Below are 25696 nucleotides of genomic sequence, written 5' to 3'. Positions count from 1 at the left end.
ACTCTTCAGGCGCATATCACTGCGGGTTGGCACGGGTGCTGGAAAGCAACGATTTCAAGCTGGCAGCCTTAGGCTTGACCAACCAGAACCGACGCAGATAGTCATCGAGGTTTTCGGCGAGGTTACGACCCCACTCGCTGTTGGTTTCCTCGACGTATTCGTTCAGCACGCGTTGCAGGTGGCTGCGATAGGCTTCCATCGCTTCGCCGCTGATCCGCTGGATTTCCACCAGTTCGTGGTTGACCCGGTCAACGAAGGTGTTGTCCTGATCCAGCACGTAGGCGAAACCGCCGGTCATGCCCGAGCCGAAGTTGTAGCCGGTCTTGCCCAGTACGCAGACGAAACCGCCGGTCATGTACTCGCAGCAGTGATCGCCAGTGCCTTCCACCACGGTGTGAGCACCGGAGTTACGCACCGCGAAACGCTCGCCCGCAGTACCGGCGGCGAACAGCTTGCCGCCAGTGGCGCCGTACAGGCAGGTGTTGCCGATAATGGCGCTGTCCTGAGTCTTGTAGGCGCTGCCGACCGGCGGAACGATGACCAGTTTGCCGCCAGTCATGCCTTTGCCGACGTAGTCGTTGGCGTCGCCTTCCAGATACATGTTCAGACCACCGGCGTTCCATACCCCGAAGCTCTGACCGGCAGTGCCTTTGAAGCGGAAGGTGATCGGTGCTTTGGCCATGCCCTGGTTGCCGTGAGCACGGGCGATTTCACCCGAGATCCGCGCGCCGATGGAACGGTCGCAGTTGCAGATATCCAGGGAGAAATCAGCGCCACTCAGGTCGTTGATCGACGAAGTGGCCATCTCGACCATTTGCTCGGCCAGCAGACCTTTGTCGAATGGTGGGTTGCGCTCAACCTGGCAGAACTGTGGCTTGTCCGCCGGGATGTGATCGCTGCCCAGCAACGGGGTCAGGTCCAGATGGTTCTGCTTGGCGGTTTGACCCTCGAGGATTTCCAGCAGATCGGTACGCCCGATCAGCTCCTGGAGGGAACGCACGCCCAGCCTGGCCAGCCACTCACGGGTTTCTTCGGCGACGTAGGTGAAGAAGTTCACCACCATGTCGACAGTACCGATGTAGTGATCCTTGCGCAGTTTTTCGTTCTGAGTCGCAACGCCGGTGGCGCAGTTGTTCAGATGGCAGATACGCAAGTATTTGCAACCCAGCGCGATCATTGGCGCGGTGCCGAAACCGAAGCTTTCAGCACCGAGAATCGCGGCCTTGATCACGTCGAGGCCGGTTTTCAGGCCGCCATCGGTCTGTACCCGAACCTTGCCACGCAGGTCGTTGCCGCGCAGGGTCTGGTGGGTCTCGGCCAGGCCGAGTTCCCACGGAGCACCGGCGTATTTGATCGAGGTCAGCGGCGAAGCACCGGTGCCACCGTCATAGCCGGAGATGGTGATCAAGTCCGCGTAGGCCTTGGCCACACCGGCCGCGATGGTGCCAACGCCCGCTTCTGCTACCAGTTTCACCGAAACCAGCGCCTTCGGGTTGACTTGTTTCAAGTCGAAAATCAACTGCGACAAATCTTCGATGGAATAGATGTCGTGGTGCGGCGGTGGCGAGATCAGGGTGACGCCAGGCACTGCATAACGCAGCTTGGCAATCAGACCGTTGACCTTGCCGCCGGGCAGTTGACCGCCTTCACCGGGCTTGGCGCCCTGAGCGACCTTGATCTGCAGCACTTCGGCATTGACCAGGTATTCCGGGGTCACCCCGAAACGGCCGGTGGCCACTTGCTTGATTTTCGAGCTTTTGATGGTGCCGTAACGCGCCGGGTCTTCGCCGCCTTCACCGGAGTTGGAACGCGCACCCAGGCGGTTCATGGCTTCGGCCAGGGCTTCGTGAGCTTCCGGCGACAATGCGCCAAGGGAGATCCCGGCGGAGTCGAAACGTTTGAGAACCGATTCCAGCGGTTCGATTTCGCTGATATCCAGCGGCTGTTCAAGGGTTTTCACCTGGAACATGTCGCGGATCATCGAGATCGGACGGTTGTCCACCAGCGCGGTGTATTCCTTGAACTTGCTGTAGTCGCCCTGCTGCACGGCGGCCTGCAAGGTACTGACCACATCCGGGTTGTAGGCGTGGTATTCGCCACCGTGGACGAACTTCAGCAGACCCCCTTGCTGGATTGGCTTGCGCGGGCTCCAGGCTTCGGCGGCCAGGGCTTTCTGCTCGGCTTCAATGTCAACGAAGCGCGCACCCTTGATGCGGCTCGGTACGCCACGGAAACTCAGCTCGCAGACCTCTTCGGACAGACCGATAGCTTCGAACAGCTGCGCACCACGGTACGAAGTGATGGTCGAGATGCCCATCTTCGAGAGGATCTTGAGCAGGCCTTTGGTGATGCCTTTGCGGTAGTTCTTGAACACCTCATAGAGGTCGCCCAGCACTTCACCGGTACGGATCAGGTCGCCCAGCACTTCGTAGGCCAGGAACGGATAGACCGCCGATGCGCCGAAGCCGATCAGCACCGCGAAATGGTGCGGATCACGCGCGGTGCCGGTCTCGACCAGAATGTTACTGTCGCAACGCAGGCCTTTTTCGGTCAGACGGTGGTGTACCGCGCCGGTGGCCAACGAAGCGTGCACCGGCAGTTTGCCCGGCGCGATGTGGCGGTCACTCAGAACGACCTGGGTGCGACCGGAGCGCACAGCTTCTTCAGCCTGGTCGGCGATATTGCGCACCGCAGCTTCAAGGCCGACGCTCTCGTCGTAGTTGAGATCGATGATCTGACGCTCGAAGCCCGGGCGATCGAGATTCATCAACGAACGCCATTTGGCCGGGGAAATGACCGGCGAGCTGAGAATCACACGCGAGGCATGCTCCGGCGACTCCTGGAAGATGTTGCGCTCGGCACCGAGGCAGATCTCCAGCGACATGACGATGGCTTCGCGCAGCGGGTCGATCGGCGGGTTGGTGACCTGCGCGAACTGCTGACGGAAATAGTCGTACGGCGTGCGCACACGCTGGGACAGCACCGCCATCGGCGTGTCATCGCCCATGGAGCCGACCGCTTCATAGCCTTGCTCACCCAGCGGACGCAGCACCTCGTCACGCTCTTCGAAGGTGACCTGGTACATCTTCATGTACTGCTTGAGCTGGTCGACGTCGTAGAACGCCGAACCGTGGTCGTCGTCTTCCATGGTCGCCTGGATGCGCAGGGCATTCTTGCGCAGCCATTGCTTGTACGGATGACGCGACTTCAGGCGGTTGTCGATGGCGTCGGTATCGAGGATCTGGCCGGTCTCGGTATCCACCGCGAAGATTTGCCCAGGACCCACACGGCCCTTGGCGATCACGTCTTCAGGCTGGTAGTTCCAGACACCGATTTCCGAGGCCAGGGTAATAAAGCCGTTTTTCGTGGTAACCCAGCGCGCCGGGCGCAGGCCGTTACGGTCGAGCAGGCAGACCGCATAGCGGCCATCGGTCATGACCACGCCGGCCGGGCCGTCCCACGGTTCCATGTGCATGGAGTTGTATTCGTAGAACGCGCGCAGATCGGCGTCCATGGTCTCGACGTTCTGCCACGCAGGCGGAATGATCATCCGCACACCACGGAACAGGTCGATGCCGCCGGTGACCATCAGCTCGAGCATGTTGTCCATGCTCGAGGAGTCGGAACCGACACGGTTGACCAGCGGGCCGAGCTCTTCCAGATCAGGAATCAGATCGTTGGCGAACTTGGTGCGACGGGCCTGTGCCCAGTTGCGGTTACCGGTGATGGTGTTGATCTCGCCGTTGTGCGCCAGGAAGCGGAACGGTTGAGCCAGCGGCCATTTCGGCAGGGTGTTGGTGGAGAAGCGCTGGTGGAACACGCAGATCGCGGTTTGCAGGCGCTGGTCACTGAGGTCCGGATAGAAGGCGGTCAGATCCGCCGGCATCATCAGGCCTTTGTAGATAATCGTCTTGTGGGAAAAGCTGCAGACGTAGTGGTCGGTATCCACCGCGTTGCTCACCGACGAACGACGACGGGAGCTGAACAGCTTGATGGCGAACTCTTGATCGCTCAGGCCTTCACCACCTACGAACACTTGCTCGATTTGCGGCAAGCGCTCCAGAGCCAGACGGCCGAGGACGCTGGTGTCGATTGGCACTTTACGCCAGCCGACGAGCTGCAGGCCGGCGGCCAGGATCTCGCGGTTCATGTTCTCGCGAGCGGCTTGCGCTTTTACCGGGTCCTGATTGAAGAACACCATGCCCACGGCGTATTGCTTGGGCATTTCAATACCGAACGTTTCCTGGGCGATGGCGCGCAGGAACACGTCGGGTTTTTGCATCAGCAGACCGCAACCGTCACCGGTCTTGCCGTCCGCGTTGATCCCACCGCGGTGGGTCATGCAGGTCAGGGCCTCAATGGCCGTTTGCAACAGGGTATGACTGGGTTCGCCCTGCATATGGGCTATCAGGCCGAAACCACAGTTATCCTTGAATTCATCTGGTTGGTACAGACCTGCTTTCATAGACACTTTCTCACCAGGCTGCCTCTTATCGAGGCAAATTTCTTTTCAATTCAACCGTTTACCATCCACGCTGAACGTACGCCAGCTTTGCGGGGGCAAAAGGGAGGTCATTGTACACACCGACACAGGGGCTCACAAATTCGACGACGAAATGTCGCAAATCTATGTCGCATATGTGAAAGGTTTAAAGCGATATGCTGTGCTAGTCAAAACATTTTTAATGCTGACCGCAACGACTCAAAGACTACTATGACGCAGACACCACAAGGCACGCGGCCTGGAGGGCAGCATGCGCCTGCGGAAATTTTGAGGTGCCGGGAGAGGCGGCCTGGGTAAGGCCGCCGAATCTTCAGCGGGTTGTTGCCAGTTCCTGTTGGACGCTGGCGACAGTGCGAGGCCAAGGTTTACCAGCCTGAACCTTCGCTGGCAAGACCTTGATGGCGGCAACGGCTGCATCGCGGTTAGCGAAGTTACCGTAGGTGATCACGTAAAGCGGTTTGCCTTGCAGGGTTTTCTTGAAATAGCGGTACTCGCCGCCCTGCTCTTTGACGAAGTTTTGCGCAGTGGCTTCGGAGCTGGTGCCGAGGATCTGCACCACGAAGTTGCCTGGTGCCTGGCCGGCGTACCAACTACCGCCAGTAGCCGCTTTAGCCACGGCAACCGGTTTCTCGACAGGTTTCTCAACAGGCTTGATGACCGGCGCGGGCTTGACCACCGGAGCCGGTGCAGGCTTGGCGACTGGAGCGGGCTTGGCGACAGCCACCTGAGTCGGTGCTGGAGCTGGAGTTGGAGCTGGACGTGCAGCCGGGGTTGGCGCCGGGCCGGCCGATACGCCTGCCGGAGGCGCTGTTGTGGTCACGGTAGGTGGCGTTGCGCTCGAACCTTTGACCGGTACGCCGTCGTTGCCTTCGGTGATGCCGCCAGCGGCTTCAGCCAAAGGAGCACGCATGACCGGTTGCGCCTGCCCAACCAGCGGCAGAGGCATCGGCTGCGAAGACCCTGCGAACTCGACAGCCGGGCTGCCGCTGCTGTTCGGTTTTGGCGTCGCCTGCCCCAATGGCAGTTGAGCCTGTTCAGTGGCTGGAACAGCGGTAGCCGGTGCCTTGTTACGGCCCGGCATCAACCAGGCTGCTGCTACCGCCACCACGACGACGGCAGATATCGCCAATACGTGTTTCTTCGGCATATTGAACCCCATACTTGGACGCTTGACCGCAGAGCGGCTGGCAATCATGGCTTCGATCATTGCATCGCGAGCGACCTGGTTGATGGTGCCAGGCCAGCCATCGGAGCTTTCATGAATATCAGAGATCTGATCCGCGGAGAAAAGTTCGATTCCCCGACCGGCCCCTTCCAGACGCTGAGCCAGATATTCGCGGGTTTCTTCTTCGGCGTAGGGTTGCAACTCGATGACGTGGAAGCGCTCTTCCTCGGTGCTCAACTGCTCCAGAGCTGCGATCAGCGAAGACTCGCCGAACAGGAACACATGCGGACGACCTTCGGGAGCACCCGCGGCCAGCGCAAGCAGCGCCTCGAGCGCGGACTCGTCGAGTTGCTCGGCATCATCCACCAGCAAATAGACTTCCTGGCCGGTCAGCGCGAGTTGCACCACCTGCGCCAGAATCGAGCCGATTTCAGCCTGGGCAACGTTCAGCGCCTGAGCCACCTGCCGCAGTACACCTGCTGCATCGCCGGCGCCACGGGCAGAAACCACCACGCTTTGCACCGACTGCTTGTTGGTACTGGCTACCAGCGCCTGCCGCAGTAAGGTCTTACCGCTGCCTTGCGGCCCGGTCACGACCAGCAGCAGCTGGCTGTAACGAGCCAGGTGGTGCAATTGCCCCAACACCGGTTTGCGCTGGGCAGGAAAGAATTTGAAGCCAGGCACCCGTGGAGCAAAAGGGTCATGACTCAACTGGTAATGGCCGAGGAAAGCCTCGTCGGCATGCAAACTAGTCATCGGGATCTTATTAACCTTTAAGCTGAGCCAGAGCGCGGTAATCCGCTCCCAGCGTGGCCTGTAAAACCTCTTTCGGATAATCGTCGGTCACTACGGCTTCGCCCATTCGGCGCAACAGCACCAGACGCAAACGACCGTCGATCACTTTCTTGTCAATTGCCATATGTTCGAGAAAATCTGCTTCGGTCATATCCGCTGGAGGAATGACCGGTAACCCGGCGCGCTGGAACAGGCGAATCCCGCGGTCACGCTCTTGTGCGGTGATCCAGCCCAGTCGCGTGGACATTTCAAGGGCCATCACGGTTCCGGCGGCAACCGCCTCACCATGCAACCAGACACCATAGCCCATATGGGTCTCGATGGCGTGACCGAAGGTATGCCCCAGGTTAAGCGTGGCACGCACGCCGGACTCACGTTCGTCGGCTCCAACCACCGCAGCCTTGGCCGCGCAGGAGCGTTCGATGGCAACGGTCAGGGCCGCTTGATCCAGGGCACGCAGTCGATCGACGTTTTCTTCGAGCCAGGCAAGGAACGGCTCGTCGCAGATCAATCCGTATTTGATGACTTCCGCCAGGCCTGCAGACAGCTCGCGAGGAGGCAGCGTATTGAGCGTCGAGGTGTCAATCAGCACCACATTGGGCTGATAGAAGGCGCCGACCATGTTTTTGCCCAGCGGATGGTTGATCCCGGTTTTACCCCCCACTGACGAGTCGACTTGCGACAGCAACGTGGTCGGCACCTGGATGAAATCGACACCCCGTTGATAGCAGGCAGCAGCAAAACCGGCCATGTCACCAACAACGCCGCCACCGAGGGCGATCACAGTGGTGCGCCGGTCATGCCGCGCAGTGAGCAAGCCGTCGAAAATAGTCTGTAGGGTTTCCCAGTTCTTGAAGGCTTCGCCGTCGGGCAGCACCACGGAAATAACCGAGTATTGCGCGAGACTGCGGGTCAGACGCTCGAGATAAAGCGGCGCGACGGTCTCGTTTGAGATGATTGCCACCTGCCGCCCGGCGATATGCGGTGCCAGCAGCTCAGGCTGGTCCAACAAACCTTCGCCAATATGAATCGGGTAGCTACGCTCGCCTAAATCGACCTTAAGTGTCTGCATGTGTCCCCACAGTGAAAATGGAAGCTGGCGCCCTGCCCTGCATCAACGGCCAGTAACGCCTGGTTTTCTGACGTCATCCGATAGCCAGAAGCCACGAGCTAAAGCGCCCATGACCGGACGTCGAGGATAGCGCATTTCGCCTTGCGCATTAACGGGGAGGAAGCTGCTGCAAGCGATCAAGAATGTCCAGCACCACCATTCGCGGCGGCCGCTCATCAGTTTCCACCACCAGATCCGCGATTTCCCGATAAAGCGGGTCGCGAATCGCCAGCAGATCTCTAAGAGTCTTTGCCGGATCGGCAGTACGCAACAGCGGGCGGTTACGATCCCGGGCGGTGCGGCCGACCTGCTGCTCCACGGAGGCATGCAGATAAACCACGCGGCCGCCGGCATGCAGCGCCCGACGATTGGCATCGCGCATCACTGCGCCGCCGCCGGTCGCCAGCACCACGCCGTCAAAGGCGCAGAGCTCGGCAATCATCGCCTCTTCGCGGTCACGAAAGCCCGGCTCTCCTTCTTTATCGAAGATCCACGGGATATTGGCGCCCGTGCGCAATTCAATTTCCTTATCGGAATCTTTGAACGGCAGGCGCAGCTCTTTGGCCAGCAAGCGACCAATGGTGCTTTTTCCAGCCCCCATTGGCCCAACAAGAATCAAATTTCGCACAGAATCAACGACTCACAGCAATCGCCTGGTTATTCATGATACGCGGAGTCAGGAATACCAGCAGCTCGGATTTTTTTTCCGACACCACATCCCTTCGGAAAAGGCGGCCAAGATACGGCACATCTCCGAGAAATGGCACTTTATCTACAACCTTGCTTTGAGAATTTGAAAAAACCCCGCCAATTACGATGGTCTCGCCGTCGTTGACCCGCACCTTGGCGTTGACTTCATTCTTCTTGATCGGCGGGACATCGTTGAGTTTGTTCAGATAGTCCGGCTCATCCTTGGTGACCTTGACCTCCATGATAATGCGATTGTCCGGAGTGATCTGCGGCGTCACCTCCAGCGACAACGACGCCTCCTTGAAGGAGACCGAAGTCGCGCCGCTGGAACTGGACTCCTGATACGGGATTTCCGTGCCCTTGAGGATCTTCGCGGTCTCCTTGTCGGAAGTGACCACTTTGGGCTGAGAGACAATTTCCCCGTTGCCGGTTTTCTCCATGGCCGTCAGTTCCAGATCCAGCAGCACGTTATCGGTAATGAACGCGATGCCCAGACCCGAAGTATTACCGACCGTGCCCATATCGACGAACGGAGAATGGGTACTGGTGCTGCCCGGTGTGCCAATGGTGGACGAGGGAGTGGCTCCGTTGCTGACGCCAGAGGTGTTCCAGTTACCCTTGTTCTGGATCGAACCACCCCAGCGCACGCCGAGGTTTTTGTCGTAATCGACATTGGCTTCGACGATTCGCGCCTCGATCATCACCTGACGCACTGGAATATCCAGTTGGGCGACGATACGACGCAACTCATCAAGACGGTCCTGAGTCTGGTAAGCAATGATGTTATTGGTTCGTTCATCCACCGCGATAGAACCACGTTCGCCGATTTTCGCCTCGGTGCCGGTCACCGACTGGAACAGTTTCGCGATGTCAGCAGCCTTGGCGTAATTGACCTGCAACAGCTCACGACGCAGCGGTGCCAGTTCGGCGATCTGCTTTTGTGACTCCAACTCCTGACGTTCGCGGGCGGCGATTTCGTCCGCCGGGGCGACCAGCAGGACGTTGCCGATCTTGCGCTTGTCGAGCCCCTTGGTTTTCAGTACCAGATCCAGCGCCTGGTCCCATGGCACGTTCAGCAAGCGCAACGTGATGCCGCCTTGCACCGTGTCACTGGCAACCAGATTGAGATTGGTGAAATCGGCGATCAGTTGCAGCACTGAACGCACCTCGATGTCCTGAAAGTTCAGCGACAGCTTCTCGCCGCTGTAGACGAGGCGATCGGCATTACGCTGCTGCAAGTCGTGAGTGGTCATTGGCCGAACACTGACCGTCAGCTTGTTGTCGGTCTGATAAGTCGAATAGTCGAAGGCACCGCTGGGTTCGATGGTGATGCTGGCTTCACCGGAGCGCACACTGGCGTTGACGAACTGCACGGGCGTGGCGAAATCCTTGACGTCCAGCCGGACCCGCAGCGGCTCGGGCAATTGGGTCTTTGTGAAATTCAGGGTGATTTTGCCATCGTATTCCTGGATATCCGGGCTGACGCCCGGATCCGACAACTCGATGACCACGTTGCCCTCACCAAGCTCTCCACGCTGAAAATCCACACCTCTGATGGCTTTACCCACTCGCGGGGCTCTAGACAGGGGCTTGTGTGAAACCACCACGCCCTGACCGACCACAACGAACAAATTGTTACCCTCTACGCGAGCACTATAGGGAGCCAGTGCCGTCAGATTGACGATCAGACGAGTGCGATCCCTGGTCTCGACCACCGTCACGCTGCGCGCATTGCCGGTGCCCAATTCGCGATTCTTGCTCGCCAGTCGAGTGGACACTCCCGGTAAGTCGAGGGCAATCCGCGCAGGCTGTCCGGTGGTAAAGCCGTGGGGAGCGGGGGGCGGCCCATCGAATGTCAGCTTCAACTCAACGCGGTCCCCCGGCAGCGCGGTAACATCCAGCGCGTTGAGGTTGGCCGCTTGTACCATCGGCGACATCAGCGCTATCCATAGCGCAATACCGAGGGACGAAATAGTCCTGTCCATTATTGGGGTTCCACTATGAGTGCTCTTTCAAAGGGATGGTTCGAGGTTGCTCCAGCCAGAAACCCTCACCATCGGGAACGATTTCGACCACATCGACTTGCGAGTCGCTGATGGCCACGATCCGGCCATCGTTGCGTCCCAGGTAGTCGCCGACTGTCAATCGATGTACGCCGCCAGCACCACGCAGCAAGGCGAAAGAACCAGAGGCACTGGAGATGGTGCCGACCATTTCAAACTGCTCGATATTGAAACCTTCGAGAAACTGCCTCATCCGATCCAGGTCCGGCTGTACATTGCGCGATCCATTCTGTCGCCCCGCCGGATCCACCCTGCCCGCCGGTAAAAACGGGCTGCGCAAGGACGTGGCGTTATACGTGAATGCCTGGTAAGACCTGAACGCCGGCGCTGGTTCAATCTTGCCGGGAAGCCGCAGACGCACCTCGCTCATGTAGGCGTCCAGATCACTGAAGTCGTTATCGTCGCTACAGCCAGACAACCCCGTCAGCGCTACAAGCATTGAGATCCAGTGGGCCGCTTTCATTTCGGCAGGCCCTTGTCGTTGTAGCGGTAGGTCCTGGCCAGGATGCTCATGCGCAGTTTCGAGCCAATATCCGGCGTGACCGGTTTGATCTCGAAATCATGCAGGGTGACAATTCGCGGCAAACCGGCCACGCCGCTGACGAAGGTCGCCAGGTCATGGTAAGCACCGGTGACGGTGATCTGGATCGGTAACTCGATGTAGAACTGCTGAGCCACCTCCGGCAGCAGCTTGATTTCCTCGAACTCCAGCCCACTGCCCAACCCCGTGCGAGTGATGTCCTCCAGCAAACCGGGCACCTCGGTATCACTGGGGAGCTGACGCAGCAGCACGCCGAAGGAGTTTTCCATATCCCTCATCTGCTCGGTGTAAGGTTCCAGATTCGCCGCTAGACGGGCCTTGCTCGCGTACTGCTCCTTCAAGGTGACTTCATCCGCACGCTGCTGGTCGTACCGATCCTGAAGATTCTTGAGGTAGAAGTTGTAGCCCAGCGCCAGTACCAGAACCATGAGCAAGGCGCCGACCGTGGCTTTGACCACCGCCGGCCATGCCCCCATGTTGTTCATGTCCAGATCGTTCAGGTCGATCTTGCGCAGCCCCTCGAACCATTCGGACGGAGTCATGTCGAGGCTTGCTCCTCGACGGCGGGCCGGGTCTGACGAACGGTCAACTGAAAGACGCTGACCTGATCTATAGCACCCACGGTATTTGCCTTGACCTCAATCAGACTCGGCGCATCGAACCAGTCGGACGCGTCGAGATTGCGCATCAAGTCCGAGACACGGTTGTTCGACGCGGCAGCGCCCGTAATGGAAAGGGTCTTGCCAGTCATTTTCACTTCAGTGAAATACACGCCGTCCGGCAGGGTGCGGGCCAACTGATCGAAAATTCGACCGCTGACCGGCCGGTTGCCCTGTAAATCCTGGATGATCCTCATCCGCTCCACGAGTTGCTGGCGACGGGCTTTCACGCCAACAATCTGCTTGATCCGCTCATCGAGCAGCGCAATGTGCTGACTGGCATGGTCATTACGAGCCATTTGCCGATCGATCTTGCCAATAATGTATTGGTCAGCGATAAGCACCGCACCTGCCGTCGCCACCAGCACACCCGCCAAGGCCATCAGAAATCGTTTGCGACGTACTTCTCGCAGCTCTTCGCGCCAGGGCAAAAGGTTGATCAGGGCCATCCGTCGAAACTCCTGAGGGCCAGACCGCAGGCAATCATCAGGGCCGGCGCATCACTGGCCAACGCGCCAGCGTTGACCTTGCCGCTCAGCGCCATATCGGCGAAAGGATTGGCTACCCGGGTCGGCGTGCCGAGGCGCTGCTCGATCAGTCGATCCAGCCCTGTGACGGAGGCCGTACCGCCCGCCAACAGGATGAAGTCGACCGCACTGTACTGACCCGAGGCAAAGAAAAATTGCAGGGAGCGCGAGACCTGCTGCACCAGTGCATCTTTGAACGGCTGCAGAACCTCACTGACGTAATCATCCGGTAAACCTCCCTGTTTTTTTGCCAACCCCGCCTCTTCCATCGACAAGCCGTAGCGGCGCTGGATTTCCTCAGTCAGTTGGCGCCCGCCGAATAGCTGCTCGCGGGTGTAGATGGTCCGCCCGTTATGCAGAACGCTCAGGGTGGTCACGGTTGCACCAATGTCGACCACCGCCGCCGTCAAACGGTCCTGGGGGCAGGCCAATTGCGCCACAAGCAAGCCAAACGAACGCTCCAGGGCATACGCCTCGACATCGACCACTCGAGCGGTCAACCCAGCCAGGGCCAGAGCCGCCTCGCGGATCTCGACATTTTCCTTTCGGCAGGCCGCCAGCAACACTTCGACGCGCCCGGAATTGCTCGCCGAGTAGCCCTGAACCTCAAAATCGATGGCGACGTCTTCGAGCGGATAGGGAATGTACTGATCGGCTTCGACGTTCAGCTGGCCTTCCATATCGTCATCAGAAAGCCCGGCGTCCATCTCGATAGACTTGGTGATCACCGCAGACCCGGCCACCGCCACGGCCACGCTCCTGACGCCGGTCCTGGCCTTGAGCAGCAAGCGCGACAGGGCCTGCCCCACCCCGTCCAGCTCGGCGATGTTCTTCTCGACCACGGCGTTTGCCGGCAGTGGTTCTACCGCATACGCCTCCACCCGGTAGCGATTGCCCGAGCGGCTTAGCTCCAGGAGCTTGACCGAGGTGGAGCCGATATCGATCCCCAAAAGCGTGTCGGCTTTTTTGTTGAAGAGTCCTCGCACTACCAATTCCCTTTGACTATCCGTGAGTTACGGACTCGTTATTACCCGAAGCATTCAATGGCTGCGTCTTGACAGCAGTGCAAATGACGCTCCCTGTCGAAAAATGCTTATAATGCTCAACGTTTTTTTTACGCCTTTATCTCGAGCGCGGGTCGATCCTGTTTACCGTGAATATCCTGACGCCTAATTCATTCTCTTCTCTGGAAATCCAAAAGCCTTGATTCGTCTGCTGAAGTTTTTCGGGTGGTCTATCGTTGCTGTTTTCTGCGGACTGCTTCTGGGTCTCAGCGGCGCGTTTCTTTATCTTAGTCCCGGGTTACCCTCGGTGGAGGCACTGAGAAGCATCCAGTTGCAGATTCCTTTGCGGGTCTATAGCAGCGACGGCAAGTTGATCGCAGAATTCGGCGAAATGCGCCGCACACCGATCCGTTTCGCCGACATTCCCCCCAATTTCATTAATGCGTTACTTTCTGCTGAAGACGACAATTTCGCCAATCACTATGGTGTCGATCCCAGCAGCCTGATGCGTGCCGCCACTCAGTTGGTAAAAAGCGGACACATCCAGTCCGGCGGCAGCACCATCACCATGCAGGTCGCGAAGAATTTTTTCCTCACCAGCGAACGCAGCTTCTCGCGCAAGACCACGGAGATCCTCCTGGCTTTGCAGATCGAACGTCAGTTGACCAAAGACGAGATCCTTGAGCTCTACGTCAACAAGATCTATCTGGGCAACCGCGCCTACGGGATCGAGGCGGCCTCGCAGGTCTATTACGGCAAGTCGATTCGTGACGCCAGCCTGGCACAAATGGCAATGATTGCCGGCCTGCCCAAGGCTCCTTCGCGCTTCAACCCCCTGGCCAACCCGGCACGCAGCAAGGAGCGTCGCGACTGGATTCTGGGGCGCATGTACAAGCTTGGAAAAATCGACGAGAAGGCCTATCAGACGGCGCTGGCCGAACCGCTCAATGCCAGCTACCACGTACCGACGCCTGAAGTTAATGCGCCGTACATCGCTGAAATGGCCCGAGCCGAAATGGTTGGCCGTTATGGCAGCGAGGCCTACACCGAGGGCTTCCGCGTCACGACCACGGTGCCGAGCAACCTGCAGGAAATGGCCAACACTGCCATTCATGAAGGCCTGATGGCCTACGATCAACGCCACGGCTACCGCGGCCCTGAGTCTCGCCTGCCGGGCAAGACCCATGACGCCTGGGTCCTGGAACTGACCAAACAGCGTCCTATCAGCGGCCTTGAGCCGGCCATCGTCACTCAGGTCGAGAAAAACGGCGTGCAAGTCCTGACCCGCTCCGGCGCAGAACATGTCAGCTGGGACAGCATGAAATGGGCCCGGCCGTTCCTGAACACCAACAGCATGGGCGCCAATCCGAAGCAACCGTCGGATGTTGCTCAGGTCGGCGACCTGATCCGCGTGCAACGTCAGGCGGACAATTCGCTGAAATTCAGCCAGATCCCGGTCGCCCAGGGCGCACTGGTCTCGCTTGACCCACAGAACGGTGCAATCCGCTCGCTGGTTGGTGGCTTCGCTTTCGAGCAAAGCAACTACAATCGGGCGATGCAGGCCAAGCGCCAACCAGGCTCGAGCTTCAAACCGTTCATCTATAGCGCCGCACTGGACAACGGTTATACCCCGGCGACCCTGGTGAACGACGCACCGATCGTGTTCGTCGATGAGTATCTGGACAAGGTCTGGCGCCCCAAGAACGACACCAACACGTTCCTCGGCCCGATCCGTATGCGCGAAGCTTTGTACAAGTCGCGCAACCTGGTGTCGATCCGTCTATTGCAAGCCTTGGGCGTCGACCGCACCATCGACTACATCAGCAAGTTCGGTTTCAACAAGCAGGATCTGCCGCGCAACCTGTCTCTGGCCTTGGGCACGGCAACGCTGACACCGATGGAAATCGCCACAGGGTGGAGCACGTTCGCCAACGGCGGTTACAAAGTCACCCCGTACATCATCGACAAGATCGATAGCCGCAACGGTGACAACCTGTTCACCGCCAACCCGCCAAGCGTCCCGGCCGGCAGCGCTGCCAGCAGCGGATTTGTGGCTCCGGCAGCCAACACCTTTACGGTCAACCCGATGCCAGGCGAAGCTCCCGTGGCGCAGACGGAAGTGCAAACTCCAGCGGTAGCTGAACGCATCATCGACGGTCGCACGACCTACATCCTCAACAGCATGCTGGAAGACGTGATCAAGCTCGGCACCGGACGTCGCGCCTTGGCACTGGGCCGCTCCGATCTGGCCGGCAAGACCGGGACCACCAACGAATCCAAGGACGCCTGGTTCTCCGGATACAACTCTGACTACGTGACCACGGTCTGGACCGGTTTCGATCAACCGGAAAGCCTTGGCCGCCGCGAGTTCGGCGGTACCGTCGCACTGCCGATCTGGATGGACTACATGGGTGCAGCCCTCAAGGGCAAGCCGGCACACACCCAGAGCGAACCGGAAGGCATCCTCAGTCTGCGGGTCGACCCGATCAGCGGCCGCGCAGCCACACCGGGCACGCCGAATGCCTACTTCGAGCTGTTCAAGAGCGAAGACACCCCACCGTCAATCAACGAGCTGGGTAACGGCAACGCACCGGGCAGCCCGCTGCCCGCGGATGAAGCGGCGCCGATCGATTTGTTCTAGAGGAGCTACGGCGAGCAATTGTGGCGAGGGGGCTTGCCCCCGCTGGAGCGCGAAGCGCTCCCAATACCTGCATCCGCGGTATGCCAGATAGAACGTATCCTGATCGTTCCCACGCTCCGCGTGGTAACGCAGCCCGTGACGCTCTGCGTCACAGCCGAAGCGATTGCTGCGCGTCCAGTGAGGCATTCCCACGCAGAGCGTGGGAACGATCAACTCGGCAACCCCCATAACGCAAAAAGCCCCGACTCATCCGAGCCGGGGCTTTTTGTATGACGCTACAACGGCTTAGCCGTTGAACACGTCATCCACGCTTTTCAGCGGGTAGTTCTTCGGATACGGCAGAGTCGCCACACCAGTCTCGATCGCAGCCTTGGCAACAGCATCGGAGATCACAGTGATCAGACGAGCATCCATTGGTTTCGGGATGATGTACTCACGACCGAATTCCAGTTTGATACCGCCGTAGGCGTCGCAAACTTCCTGAGGCACTGGCAGTTTGGCCAGTTCGCGCAGGGCGTTGGCGGCAGCCACTTTCATTTCTTCGTTGATGCGCTTGGCGCGTACGTCCAGGGCACCACGGAAGATGAACGGGAAGCCCAGTACGTTGTTGACCTGGTTCGGGTAGTCCGAACGGCCGGTAGCCATGATCACGTCGTTGCGGGTAGCGTGAGCCAGTTCCGGAGCGATTTCCGGATCCGGGTTCGAGCAGGCGAAGACGATCGGGTTGGCAGCCATCAGCAGCAGGTTTTCTGCGCTCAGCAGGTTCGGGCCGGACAGACCGACGAACACGTCTGCGCCTTTCAGCGCGTCGGACAAGGTGCGCTTGTCGGTAGCGTGAGCGAAAACAGCTTTGTACTGGTTCAGGTCGTCACGCTCGGAGTGGATCACGCCGGTACGGTCAACCATGAAGATGTTTTCGATTTTGGCACCCATGCTCACCAGCAATTTCATGCAGGAGATCGCGGCAGCGCCAGCGCCCAGGCAAACGATCTTCGCCTCAGGCAGGGTTTTTCCAGCGATTTCCAGGGCATTGATCATGCCGGCGGCAGTAACAATTGCGGTGCCGTGCTGGTCATCGTGGAATACCGGAATGTCGCACTGCTCGATCAGAGCACGTTCGATTTCAAAGCACTCAGGCGCCTTGATGTCTTCCAGGTTGATCCCGCCGAAGGTGATGGAGATGCGCTTGACGGTGTCGATGAAGGCTTGCGGGCTTTCGGAGTCGACTTCGATATCGAACACGTCGATGCCGGCGAAGCGCTTGAACAGCACGCCTTTACCTTCCATGACTGGCTTGGAAGCCAATGGGCCGAGGTTACCCAGACCGAGAATCGCGGTGCCATCAGAAATGACTGCAACCAGATTGCCCTTGCCGGTGTACTTGTAGGCGAGTTCAGGGTCGCGGGCGATTTCGCGGACTGGTTCGGCTACACCGGGGCTGTAGGCCAGCGACAGGTCGCGAGCGGTAGCGGTGGCTTTGGTGAGCTCGACGCTCAGCTTCCCTGGACGAGGATGGGCATGATATTCGAGAGCGGCAGTTTTCAAATCAGACATGTGGGCATTCCGCTTTTTACTGTGGGACAGACGGACCGCAGAGGATACGCGCGTCGCAAAGTCCCTACAAGACTGACCAGTCATCAGTGTCAAGGGCCCTACCCTACGACTTTGGACCAAGAGCCACGGAACACAAGGGATTAACTGTTCACAATCAATAATAAAAATGTCTACAATTTTTTCTTATTGCACCAGTTGAAGCATTCCCGGATGGGACAACGGCAGCAACCAGCGCGCCTGACCGGATTTCTGCCCACCACGCCGAGAGCGATCGAGCACCCAACCGCGCGCTTCGATCTGCCGACCTTTGAGCCGGTCCAGCATCGAAACATCGAATTGACCCAGCTGATTGGGTGCAATGCGCAATACAACCGAATCCTGCAATTCGATCCACAGCCCGCCACGATTGCGCTGAATATTGCTCACACGACCGCTCAGCACAGCGAAACCCGGGGTACTGATCTGATCCGCTTTCTGTACAGACGATTGCCGCCAAAGCCCGACACCCGCCTGGCGTGCGCTGCGCTCTGCGGCCTGCTGACAGTCCACAAAATCGACATTCGGTGCAATGGCCACTTGATAGCCAAGACCCTCAGCCAGCAGCTGGGCTTCAAGGTTCACGCCATTGGCACCATACATATGGGCCAGCGTACGCCCATAGTGATCCTTGCTCTCTTGCCCCAACAGCAAGCCAAGCCGCCCATCGCTTTCGCTGACCAGAACCTCCAGACGCTTGCGAGCTGCCACGGCGAAAGGCTCATCCGATCGGCCCCTCTTCCCTAGCTCCGGAGTATTCAAGCCGATCATGCGCACGCTGCGGCCATCGCTCAGCCGAAGGGTGTCGCCGTCGACCACGCGCTGGACCTGAACCGTGGTCAAGGCAGCTGGTGCCGGGCAGAAGGCCTGGACGCTGGAGAACCAAATCGCGGACACAAAAAAGGCGCCCGCAAGGGACGCCTTTTTCATCAGCAAGGAACAGCCTTTGAGGCTTTCCAGGATGATCAGCCTCAGGCTTTTTTGGTTGCGCCAAAAGCACCGAAACGATCGGCGAAGCGTTGAACGCGACCGCCAGTATCCAGGGTCTTCTGCTTACCGGTGTAGAACGGGTGGCATTCGTTGCAAACGTCGATCGCCAGAGGCTTAGCGTAAGTCGAACGAGTTTCGAACTTGTTGCCGCAGCTGCAAGTTACGGCAATTGCCGGGTATTCTGGATGGATATCGGCTTTCATGGTGTATTCCTCAGGCTAGCGTGCCGCCACCCAACACTATTGTTGAATACCGCACGGAATTAGGCCGCGGATTCTACCAGACCTTTGCAATCGCGCAAGCTATGCCTTACACCGACCGTCTGCTAGGCTCCGGGCCTTCTTCACCGCCCGCTTACTGAGAAATCCCCGCGTGCCCGACGCCATTCTGCGCCTCGCCCTGCCCTCGCCGCTACGCCGCCTGTTCGACTACCGCGCCCCCGCTGGTGTACTGCGCGCTCATCTGCATCCGGGCATGCGCCTGCGCGTGCCATTCGGTCGACGCGAGATGATCGGCATTCTGGTGGAGGTCACCAACCACAGCGAAGTCCCGGCTGAAAAGCTCAAGCCAGCACTGGCACTGCTCGACGCCACACCACCCTTGCCGTCGGCACTGTTCAAGCTGTGCCTGTGGACTTCCCAGTACTACCAACACAGCCTGGGCGACACCCTGAGCTGGGCACTGCCAGTTTTGTTACGCCAGGGCGAACTGGCTGAGGCTCGTCAGGAGCGCTTCTGGTCGGTATCTCCTGGCGCGAGCCTCGACGATCCGCGTATCAGCCGGGCGCCGCGCCAGCGCGAAGCTTTGGCGACACTGGCGCAGCACCCCCACGGTGTGGCCCATCAGCTGCTCAGCAAGCTGATGCTGAGCAAGGACAGCCTCGACTTGCTGCTGGCCAAAGAGTTGGTGCAGGTGCAAATCCGCAAGCACGCGCCCAGCGGGCGCCATGAACACTGGCTGGCACAACCGGAGCTGCCCCTCAATCCAGAACAGCGCACGGCCTATGAAGCGATTCGCGCAGGTTTCGACAGTTTCCATGCGTTCCTGCTGGCCGGAGTCACCGGCAGCGGCAAGACCGAAGTCTATTTGCAATTGATCCGCGAAACCCTCGAGGCTGGCAAACAAGCGCTGGTGCTGATTCCCGAGATCAACCTCGGCCCGCAAACCCTGGCGCGCTTCGAACAACGCTTCAACGCCCGCATCGCGCTGGTGCACTCGGCAGTCAACGACCGCGAACGGCTGGAATCGTGGCTGGCGGCCCGGGATGGAGACGCCGACATCATTATCGGCACTCGCTCGGCACTGTTCACGCCGATGAAGAACCCCGGCTTGATCATCATCGATGAAGAACACGACGGTTCCTATAAACAGCAAGAAGGCCTGCGCTATCACGCCCGGGATCTGGCTTTGGTGCGCGCTCGCCAGGAAAACATCCCGATCGTGCTCGGCTCGGCCACACCTTCGCTGGAAAGCCTGCACAACGCCCATATCGGTCGTTACGGCCTGCTGCACTTGAAGCAACGGGCTGGCGGCGCGCAGCAACCGCGCTTTCTGCGTCTGGACGTTAAAAGTCGCCCGCTGGACAGTGGCATTTCCGGGCCGATGCAACAAGCCATCGGCCAGACGCTGGCGGCCGGGCAGCAAGTGCTGGTGTTTCTCAACCGCCGCGGCTTCGCGCCGACGCTGCTGTGCCACGACTGCGGCTGGATGTCCGAATGCAACCGCTGCGATGCGCGAATGACCGTGCATCAGCGCTCCGGCGAGCTACGCTGCCACCATTGTGGTTATGTCGAGCGCGTACCGCGCCACTGTCCGCAATGCGGCAAGGTCGATTTGCGTCCTGTCGGCGCGGGCACTGAACGAGCCGAGGAGCGGCTGGGGATTCTCTTCCCGGATTACCCGGTGTTACGAGTCGACCGCGACAGCACCTCACGCAAGGACGCGATGAATCAGCTGTTCACCACCATCCAGAAAGGCCAGCCGTGCATTCTGGTGGGTACGCAAATGCTCGCCAAAGGGCATCACTTCCCACGTGTGACTCTGGTGTCGATTCTGGACGCTGATGGCGGGTTGTTTTCCGGCGACTTTCGCGCCAGCGAACGCATGGCTCAGTTGATCGTCCAGGTCGCCGGGCGTGCCGGCCGCGCCGAAGAGCCGGGCAAAGTGATTATCCAGACTCATCTGGCCGATCACCCACTGCTGGTGCAGTTGACCGAACAAGGTTATTTCGCCTTTGCCGAACAAGCCCTGAGCGAACGCCGCGCCGCCGGCCTGCCACCTTTCGCGCATCTGGCGTTGTTGCGGGCTGAAGCGCACAAACCGGGGCAAGCCGAAGGCTTCCTCGATGAGGCCTGCAGCGAGGCTGAACGCTTGCTGGGCGAACAGCATCTGACCGGCATCGAGTTGCTCGGCCCGGTGCCGGCCCCCATGGAGAGACGCGCCGGGCGCTATCGCGCACAGCTCTTGTTGCAAGCCACCGCCCGGGCGCCACTGCATCGACTGCTGAGCGGTTGGCTGTTGGCGCTGGAGCAAATGCCCAGCGGGCGACAGGTGCGATGGTCGCTGGATGTTGACCCTGTGGATCTGTATTGATAGATAAATTGCTATCGCGGGCAAGAATAGTCACCACATATCCATAACCTGACCGCTATAGTTGGCAAGCCCGTCTTCGCAACGGATAATGCCCAGTTTTTCCACCTGCGCATCGAAGCGCCGCCGCGCCTGCGGTCGAAAGAGAAGACCATGAAAGACACCATTCGCCAGCTGATCCAGCAAGCCATCACCCAACTCGTCAACGAAGGTGTGTTGCCTGAAGGCCTGACGCCGGCGATTCAGGTGGAGAACTCCCGCGACAAGACCCACGGCGACTTCGCCAGCAACATCGCCATGATGCTGGCCAAGCCTGCGGGCATGAAGCCGCGCGATCTGGCAGAAAAAATCATCGCTGCACTGCCGGCCGACGAGCAGGTCAGCAAAACAGAAATCGCAGGCCCGGGTTTCCTCAACTTCTTCCAGAACACCCAGGCGCTGGCCTCGCGCCTGGACGCAGCCCTCGCCGACCGGCAAATCGGCGTGCACAAGGCGGGCCCGGTCCAGCGCACAGTGGTCGATCTGTCGGCGCCGAACCTGGCCAAAGAGATGCACGTCGGGCACCTGCGCTCGACCATCATCGGCGACGGCGTGGCACGGGTTCTCGAGTTTCTCGGCGATACCGTGATCCGTCAGAACCACGTCGGCGACTGGGGCACCCAGTTCGGCATGCTGATGGCTTATTTGCAGGAAAACCCGATCACCAGCGACGAGCTGTCAGATCTGGAAAACTTCTACCGCGCCGCCAAGCAGCGCTTCGACGAATCCGAAGAGTTCGCCGATCGCGCCCGTGGCCTGGTGGTGAAGCTGCAGGCCGGTGATCCGGAATGCCTGGCCCTGTGGACGCATTTCAAGGACATCTCCCTGTCCCATTGCCAGAAAATTTACGAACTGCTGAACGTCAAACTGACCCCGGCCGACGTCATGGGCGAAAGCGCTTACAACGACGATCTGATCAACGTGGTCAACGACCTCAAGGCCAAAGGCCTGCTGGTTGAAAGCAACGGCGCCCAGTGTGTGTTCCTGGAAGAATTCAAGAATGCCGACGGCGACCCGCTGCCGGTGATCGTGCAGAAGGCCGATGGCGGCTATCTCTACGCCACCACCGACCTGGCAGCCGTGCGCTACCGCAGCGGCAAGCTGAAGGCTGATCGCGCGCTGTACTTCGTTGACCAACGGCAAGCCCTGCACTTCCAGCAAGTGTTCGAAGTCGCCCGTCGCGCCGGTTTCGTGACTCACCCGATGCAGATGGAGCACATGGGCTTCGGCACCATGAACGGCGCCGACGGCCGTCCGTTCAAGACCCGTGACGGCGGTACTGTGAAGCTGATCGACCTGCTGATCGAAGCCGAAGAACGCGCCTACACGCTGGTGAAGGAAAAGAACCCGGAACTTGCCGAAGCCGATCTGCGCAACATCGCCAAGGTTGTGGGCATTGGCGCCGTGAAATACGCCGACCTGTCCAAACACCGCACCAGCGACTACAGCTTCAACTTCGACCTGATGCTCAACTTTGAGGGCAATACCGCGCCGTACCTGCTGTACGCCTACACCCGTGTGGCCGGTGTATTCCGCAAACTGGGCAAGGACTTCAGCGAAGTTGAAGGGCAAATCGTGCTCCAGGCGGCTCACGAACATGAGCTGGCCGCCAAACTGGCGCAATTTGGCGAAGTGCTGAACAACGTCAGCGACAAGGGCACACCGCACATCCTCTGCACCTACCTGTATGACGTCGCCGGCCTGTTCTCCAGCTTCTACGAGAACTGCCCGATCCTCACTGCTGAAACGCCGGCACAAATGCAGAGCCGCTTGCGTCTCGCCGCGCTGACCGGTCGCACACTCAAGCAAGGCCTGGAGTTGTTGGGCCTGGAAACTCTGGAGCGTATGTAAGTTGGCTGCCAAGAAAAAACCAGCACCAGCACCAAAGCGTGGCGCCAGCCGTTACCAAGCTCCTGCAAAGAAACCGATCCCGGGATGGCTGTGGATGGCCATCGGCCTCACCGTGGGTGCGTTTATTGTCTTTTTGATGAAGCTCGAACCCGGCAAGGGCGACGACGTCAAACGGGTCAAGCAAGAACAGCAGAAAGCCACCAAGATCGCCGAAGCGAACAAGACGCCTCCGAGCCCACAACAACCGGTGAAGCCAAAATACGACTTCTACACGTTGCTGCCGGAATCCGAGGTCATCGTGCCGCCGGATGCCGTGCCGGAGAAAACCCTGCCGACACCGCAGCCCGTACCCGTGGCTCCGGTGACCCCGGCCCAAGCGGCGAAGATCGACACCGCTCGGGCCCAGGCGGCACTCAGCGGCATTACCCCGCCGCCAGCGCCTCCGGTTTCGAAAGCGGCGCCAGTAACCAAATTCTTCCTCCAGGCTGGCTCGTTCCGTAAAGAAGCCGATGCCGACAAGGTTCGTGCGCAGATTATCCTGCTTGGGCAGGCGGTTTCGGTTGAGTCCGGCACCGTGAAGGAAGAAACCTGGTATCGGGTGTTGGTAGGGCCGTTCAGCAATCGCGAACAGCTGACCACCGCACAGAAACAATTGGCAGGCAGCGGCTTTAGCAATCTGTTGTTACAACAACGCCAGAGCCGCTAACCGAAGACCTCACTGATCGTTCCCACCCTCCGCGGTGGGAATACATCCCGTGACGCTCTGCGTCACAACGGCAGACGCCGGAGCGTCCAAGGCTGCATTCCCACGCAGAGCGTGGGAACGATCAACATATTTCCAACAATCACCGCTCGTCCCCCACTGTGTCCTACAGTTGAAATACGCCCCACCACCCCCATATGAGTTTCCATCAGGGCATTTTCGCCCCGCTGCGTGGAGACTCTCCCTTGACCACCATCGTTTCAGTTCGCCGCCATGGCAAAGTCGTCATGGGCGGCGACGGCCAGGTTTCTCTCGGCAATACCGTGATGAAAGGCAATGCGAAAAAAGTTCGCCGCCTGTATCACGGTCAAGTCATCGCCGGTTTTGCCGGGGCCACGGCTGACGCCTTCACCCTCTTCGAACGTTTCGAAGGCCAGCTTGAGAAGCATCAAGGTCACCTGGTTCGCGCGGCTGTAGAACTCGCTAAAGAATGGCGCACCGATCGCTCCCTCAGCCGCCTGGAAGCCATGCTGGCAGTCGCCAACAAAGACGCGTCCCTGATCATCACCGGTAACGGTGACGTGGTTGAGCCCGAAGAAGGCCTGATCGCCATGGGTTCCGGTGGCGGTTACGCTCAGGCCGCAGCCAGCGCCCTGCTGCAAAAAACCGATCTGTCGGCTCGCGAAATCGTCGAAACCGCGCTCGGCATCGCCGGCGACATCTGCGTGTTCACCAACCACACCTTCACCATTGAGGAGCAGGACCTCGCCGAGTAAGCCTGTTTCGGCCATCGCGCCACGGCTTTTATTCTTGCTTGAGGACCGCAAATTATTATGTCCATGACTCCCCGCGAAATCGTCCACGAACTTAATCGCCATATCATCGGCCAGGACGATGCCAAACGCGCCGTCGCCATCGCGCTGCGTAACCGCTGGCGCCGGATGCAGCTGCCCGAAGAGCTGCGCGTCGAAGTGACGCCCAAGAACATTCTGATGATCGGCCCCACCGGTGTCGGTAAAACCGAAATCGCCCGGCGCCTTGCCAAACTGGTTAATGCTCCGTTCATCAAGGTCGAAGCAACCAAGTTCACTGAAGTCGGCTATGTCGGCCGCGACGTCGAGTCGATCATTCGCGATCTGGCCGATGCGGCGATCAAGCTGCTGCGCGAACAGGAAATGACCAAGGTTCGTTATCGGGCCGAAGAAGCTGCCGAAGATCGCATCCTCGACGCACTGCTGCCTCCGGCACGCATGGGTTTCAACGAAGACGCCGCGCCGAGCCACGACTCCAATACCCGTCAGCTGTTCCGCAAGCGCCTGCGCGAAGGTCAGCTGGATGACAAAGAGATTGAGATCGAAATCGCCGAATCGACCGGCGTCGACATCTCTGCACCTCCGGGCATGGAAGAAATGACCAACCAGTTGCAAAGCCTGTTTGCCAACATGGGCAAGGGCAAACGCAAGAACCGCAAGCTCAAGGTCAAGGAAGCGCTGAAGCTGGTGCGCGACGAAGAAGCCGGTCGCCTGGTCAATGAAGAAGAACTGAAAGCCAAAGCCCTGGAAGCGGTCGAGCAGCACGGTATCGTGTTCATCGACGAAATCGACAAGGTCGCCAAGCGCGGCAATTCCGGTGGTGTCGACGTGTCCCGTGAAGGCGTACAGCGCGACCTGCTGCCGCTGATCGAAGGCTGCACGGTCAACACCAAGCTGGGCATGGTCAAGACCGACCACATCCTGTTCATCGCTTCCGGCGCGTTCCACCTGAGCAAGCCGAGCGACCTGGTACCGGAGCTGCAAGGCCGTCTGCCAATTCGCGTCGAACTCAAGGCACTGAGCCCGGACGACTTCGAACGCATCCTCTGCGAGCCGCACGCATCGCTGACCGAGCAATACCGCGAGTTGCTGAAGACCGAAGGCCTGGTCATCGAGTTCTTGCCCGACGGCATCAAGCGTCTGGCCGAGATCGCCTGGCAGGTCAACGAAAAGACCGAGAATATCGGTGCCCGTCGCCTGCACACCTTGCTCGAGCGCCTGCTTGAAGAGGTGTCGTTCAGTGCCGGTGATCTGGCCAGCGCCCATGACGGTCAAGCGATCCAGATCGACGCCGACTACGTCAACAGCCACCTCGGCGAATTGGCGCAGAACGAAGACCTCTCCCGTTATATCCTGTAGGTCACATGAACTCCTGTAGGAGCACGGCTTGCCGGCGATGGCGCACTTGAAACCGCCATCGCC

General features: G+C 59.4%; 18 protein-coding genes. 6 read left to right on the top strand and 12 right to left on the bottom strand.

Features of this window, described 5'->3' with window-relative positions:
* Window positions 1–16 precede the first annotated feature (16 nt).
* The 9 genes from gltB to AC07UI_RS27630 form a co-directional block, all read right to left on the bottom strand.
* A complete protein-coding gene (gene gltB, locus AC07UI_RS27670) occupies window positions 17–4465 on the bottom strand; it encodes a glutamate synthase large subunit (protein WP_494995484.1) in 4449 nt (1482 codons plus the stop codon).
* A gap of 349 nt (window positions 4466–4814) precedes the next feature.
* A complete protein-coding gene (locus AC07UI_RS27665) occupies window positions 4815–6425 on the bottom strand; it encodes an AAA family ATPase (RefSeq protein ID WP_494995483.1) in 1611 nt (536 codons plus the stop codon).
* Window positions 6426–6435: 10 nt separating this feature from the next.
* The gene (aroB, locus tag AC07UI_RS27660; protein WP_494995482.1) at window positions 6436–7536 is read right to left on the bottom strand and encodes a 3-dehydroquinate synthase; all 1101 of its coding nucleotides are present in this window, start codon (window positions 7534–7536) and stop codon (window positions 6436–6438) included.
* A 148-nt stretch (window positions 7537–7684) separates the two neighbouring features.
* On the bottom strand, window positions 7685–8203 hold the full coding sequence (gene aroK, locus AC07UI_RS27655; protein WP_494995481.1) for a shikimate kinase AroK: 519 nt from the start codon (window positions 8201–8203) through the stop codon (window positions 7685–7687).
* A 4-nt stretch (window positions 8204–8207) separates the two neighbouring features.
* Complete coding sequence (locus AC07UI_RS27650) at window positions 8208–10250, bottom strand: type IV pilus secretin PilQ (protein ID WP_494995480.1); 2043 nt, start codon at window positions 10248–10250, stop codon at window positions 8208–8210.
* A 13-nt stretch (window positions 10251–10263) separates the two neighbouring features.
* Window positions 10264–10791 (bottom strand): pilus assembly protein PilP, encoded by a 528-nt coding sequence (locus tag AC07UI_RS27645; RefSeq protein WP_494995479.1) that lies wholly within the window; start codon window positions 10789–10791, stop codon window positions 10264–10266.
* Complete coding sequence (gene pilO, locus AC07UI_RS27640) at window positions 10788–11411, bottom strand: type 4a pilus biogenesis protein PilO (RefSeq protein WP_494995478.1); 624 nt, start codon at window positions 11409–11411, stop codon at window positions 10788–10790. The genes AC07UI_RS27645 and pilO overlap by 4 nt, the downstream gene beginning before the upstream one ends.
* Window positions 11408–11977: a PilN domain-containing protein gene (locus tag AC07UI_RS27635; RefSeq protein WP_494995477.1), complete on the bottom strand. Its 570-nt coding sequence runs from the start codon at window positions 11975–11977 to the stop codon at window positions 11408–11410. Before AC07UI_RS27635 ends, pilO begins: the two co-directional genes overlap by 4 nt.
* Window positions 11968–13041: a pilus assembly protein PilM gene (locus AC07UI_RS27630; protein WP_494995476.1), complete on the bottom strand. Its 1074-nt coding sequence runs from the start codon at window positions 13039–13041 to the stop codon at window positions 11968–11970. The genes AC07UI_RS27635 and AC07UI_RS27630 overlap by 10 nt, the downstream gene beginning before the upstream one ends.
* 220 nt (window positions 13042–13261) lie before the next feature.
* Between AC07UI_RS27630 and AC07UI_RS27625 the strand changes: the two genes are divergently transcribed.
* Complete coding sequence (locus AC07UI_RS27625) at window positions 13262–15700, top strand: penicillin-binding protein 1A (RefSeq protein ID WP_494995526.1); 2439 nt, start codon at window positions 13262–13264, stop codon at window positions 15698–15700.
* 285 nt (window positions 15701–15985) lie between these two features.
* On the opposite strand, the gene AC07UI_RS27620 is transcribed toward AC07UI_RS27625, so the two are convergent.
* From AC07UI_RS27620 to rpmE, 3 genes are all read right to left on the bottom strand, one after another.
* Window positions 15986–17254: a malic enzyme-like NAD(P)-binding protein gene (locus AC07UI_RS27620; protein WP_494995475.1), complete on the bottom strand. Its 1269-nt coding sequence runs from the start codon at window positions 17252–17254 to the stop codon at window positions 15986–15988.
* A gap of 183 nt (window positions 17255–17437) precedes the next feature.
* Window positions 17438–18220 (bottom strand): thermonuclease family protein, encoded by a 783-nt coding sequence (locus tag AC07UI_RS27615; RefSeq protein ID WP_494995474.1) that lies wholly within the window; start codon window positions 18218–18220, stop codon window positions 17438–17440.
* Window positions 18221–18261: 41 nt separating this feature from the next.
* Window positions 18262–18483, bottom strand: a complete 222-nt coding sequence (gene rpmE / locus AC07UI_RS27610; RefSeq protein WP_494995473.1) for a 50S ribosomal protein L31 — start codon at window positions 18481–18483, stop codon at window positions 18262–18264.
* A gap of 169 nt (window positions 18484–18652) precedes the next feature.
* Between rpmE and AC07UI_RS27605 the strand changes: the two genes are divergently transcribed.
* The 5 genes from AC07UI_RS27605 (at window position 18653) to hslU (ending at window position 25633) form a co-directional block, all read left to right on the top strand.
* Window positions 18653–20872, top strand: coding sequence for a primosomal protein N' (locus AC07UI_RS27605; RefSeq protein WP_494995472.1), 2220 nt, complete (start codon window positions 18653–18655; stop codon window positions 20870–20872).
* A gap of 150 nt (window positions 20873–21022) precedes the next feature.
* Window positions 21023–22759: an arginine--tRNA ligase gene (gene argS / locus AC07UI_RS27600; RefSeq protein ID WP_494995471.1), complete on the top strand. Its 1737-nt coding sequence runs from the start codon at window positions 21023–21025 to the stop codon at window positions 22757–22759.
* A 1-nt stretch (window position 22760) separates the two neighbouring features.
* Window positions 22761–23465 carry an SPOR domain-containing protein gene (locus tag AC07UI_RS27595; protein ID WP_494995470.1) on the top strand — a complete coding sequence of 235 codons (705 nt, stop codon included), beginning with the start codon at window positions 22761–22763 and terminating at the stop codon, window positions 23463–23465.
* A gap of 242 nt (window positions 23466–23707) precedes the next feature.
* Entirely contained in the window at window positions 23708–24238 is a 531-nt protein-coding gene (gene hslV / locus AC07UI_RS27590; protein WP_494995469.1) for an ATP-dependent protease subunit HslV, read from the top strand.
* 57 nt (window positions 24239–24295) lie between these two features.
* Window positions 24296–25633 carry an ATP-dependent protease ATPase subunit HslU gene (gene hslU / locus AC07UI_RS27585; RefSeq protein ID WP_494995468.1) on the top strand — a complete coding sequence of 446 codons (1338 nt, stop codon included), beginning with the start codon at window positions 24296–24298 and terminating at the stop codon, window positions 25631–25633.
* Window positions 25634–25696: the final 63 nt, after the last annotated feature.

The organism is Pseudomonas sp. GW821-FHT04C07 (genome assembly GCF_059420325.1).
The sequence above is the reverse complement of the archived record's forward strand: the minus strand, read 5'-3'. Positions and strand labels throughout refer to the sequence as shown.

What these genes read in the sequence shown, in the direction of transcription:
- gltB (WP_494995484.1), bottom strand. Translation starts at nt 4,465, where the DNA reads ATGAAAGCAGGTCTGTACCAACCAGATGAATTCAAGGATAACTGTGGT.
- AC07UI_RS27665 (WP_494995483.1), bottom strand. Translation starts at nt 6,425, where the DNA reads ATGACTAGTTTGCATGCCGACGAGGCTTTCCTCGGCCATTACCAGTTG.
- aroB (WP_494995482.1), bottom strand. Translation starts at nt 7,536, where the DNA reads ATGCAGACACTTAAGGTCGATTTAGGCGAGCGTAGCTACCCGATTCAT.
- AC07UI_RS27650 (WP_494995480.1), bottom strand. Translation starts at nt 10,250, where the DNA reads ATGGACAGGACTATTTCGTCCCTCGGTATTGCGCTATGGATAGCGCTG.
- AC07UI_RS27645 (WP_494995479.1), bottom strand. Translation starts at nt 10,791, where the DNA reads ATGAAAGCGGCCCACTGGATCTCAATGCTTGTAGCGCTGACGGGGTTG.
- pilO (WP_494995478.1), bottom strand. Translation starts at nt 11,411, where the DNA reads ATGACTCCGTCCGAATGGTTCGAGGGGCTGCGCAAGATCGACCTGAAC.
- AC07UI_RS27635 (WP_494995477.1), bottom strand. Translation starts at nt 11,977, where the DNA reads ATGGCCCTGATCAACCTTTTGCCCTGGCGCGAAGAGCTGCGAGAAGTA.
- AC07UI_RS27620 (WP_494995475.1), bottom strand. Translation starts at nt 17,254, where the DNA reads ATGTCTGATTTGAAAACTGCCGCTCTCGAATATCATGCCCATCCTCGT.
- AC07UI_RS27615 (WP_494995474.1), bottom strand. Translation starts at nt 18,220, where the DNA reads ATGAAAAAGGCGTCCCTTGCGGGCGCCTTTTTTGTGTCCGCGATTTGG.
- rpmE (WP_494995473.1), bottom strand. Translation starts at nt 18,483, where the DNA reads ATGAAAGCCGATATCCATCCAGAATACCCGGCAATTGCCGTAACTTGC.
- argS (WP_494995471.1), top strand. Translation starts at nt 21,023, where the DNA reads ATGAAAGACACCATTCGCCAGCTGATCCAGCAAGCCATCACCCAACTC.
- hslU (WP_494995468.1), top strand. Translation starts at nt 24,296, where the DNA reads ATGTCCATGACTCCCCGCGAAATCGTCCACGAACTTAATCGCCATATC.